Annotated in this window: 2 protein-coding genes; one reads left to right on the top strand and one right to left on the bottom strand. The window is 62.2% G+C overall.

Translation table 11 applies throughout. From position 1 onward, the window contains the following. The first annotated feature begins 37 nt into the window (after positions 1 to 37). Positions 38 to 810, top strand: a protein-coding gene (locus tag ABB34_RS15030) for an IS5 family transposase (RefSeq protein ID WP_152979640.1) whose coding sequence is annotated in 2 segments (ribosomal slippage) — positions 38 to 398 and positions 398 to 810 — 774 coding nt in all. Because the reading frame shifts where the segments join, the coding sequence is not laid out codon by codon here. A 67-nt stretch (positions 811 to 877) separates the two neighbouring features. Here ABB34_RS15030 and ABB34_RS15025 read toward each other — a convergent pair. After that, a partial coding sequence (locus ABB34_RS15025; protein WP_152979639.1) for a DUF481 domain-containing protein occupies positions 878 to 989 on the bottom strand: 112 nt, incomplete at its 5' end.

Raw genomic sequence — 989 nt, 5'->3', positions numbered from 1 at the left:
CTAGGCCGAATCGACATTCAGCCGATATCTTTGGCAGATGTCGAAGATCAAGCAATCGCGGCCCAGCCGCTACGAGTTGACTCATACCCAGTGGGAGCGGATCGAAGACCAGCTCCCCGGCAAGGCCAGTGATCCGGGCCGGACGGCCGCTGACAACCGGAACTTCGTCAACGGTGTGCTATGGGTGTTGCGCTCCGGGGCACGTTGGAGCGACTTGCCGCCGCGCTACGGTGCCTACAAGAGTGTGCACAAGCGGTTCACCCGCTGGACGGCCAAGGGTATCTGGGAGCAGGTATTCCAGAGTCTGATCAAGGATCGAAGCAACGAGTACCTGATGATCGACAGCAGCATTGTCCGGGCGCACGCACAGGCGGCGACCGGAAAAGGGGGGCGTCGGACTCGGCTTTGGGGCGTTCCCGAGGAGGTCTGAGCACGAAGATCCATCTGGCCGTGGATGGTCAGGGCCGGCCTGTGCGGTTCCTGCTCACTGGCGGGGAACGCAACGACATCACGCAGGCTCCGGCCCTGCTGGCTGGGTTCAAGCCAAAGTACGTGCTGGCCGACAAGGGCTATGACAGCCGGGATCTGGTGGCGCTGATCCAGTCCAAGGGGGCCGAGCCGGTGATCCCGCCACGCCGTTGCCAGCAGCCGCGTCCCTACGACAAGGCATGCTATCGGTTACGCAACCGCATCGAGCGCTGCTTCGCCAGGCTCAAGCAGTTCCGACGGGTCGCCATGCGATTCGACCGCAAGCCCAGGCACTTCCTCGCCTTCCTCTATCTCGCCTCTATTCCAATGTGGCTGGATTGAATGTCGATTCGGCCTAGGGCCGCGTTGCCCCGTCATTCCCCGTTCCCTGTTCCCCATTCCCTGCTTCTTACTTGAAGCTGTAGACCACGTTCATCGTGGTCAGGGTGTCGGTCTTGCGCTTGTCCTCGGTCACGTCGCTGTTGTAACGCGCTTGCCAGCCGGCCTTCAGCGCGAAGTGG

The sequence above is a fragment of the Stenotrophomonas daejeonensis genome (assembly GCF_001431505.1).
GTDB classification, from domain to species: Bacteria; Pseudomonadota; Gammaproteobacteria; order Xanthomonadales; family Xanthomonadaceae; genus Stenotrophomonas; species Stenotrophomonas daejeonensis.
The sequence above is the reverse complement of the archived record's forward strand: the minus strand, read 5'-3'. Positions and strand labels throughout refer to the sequence as shown.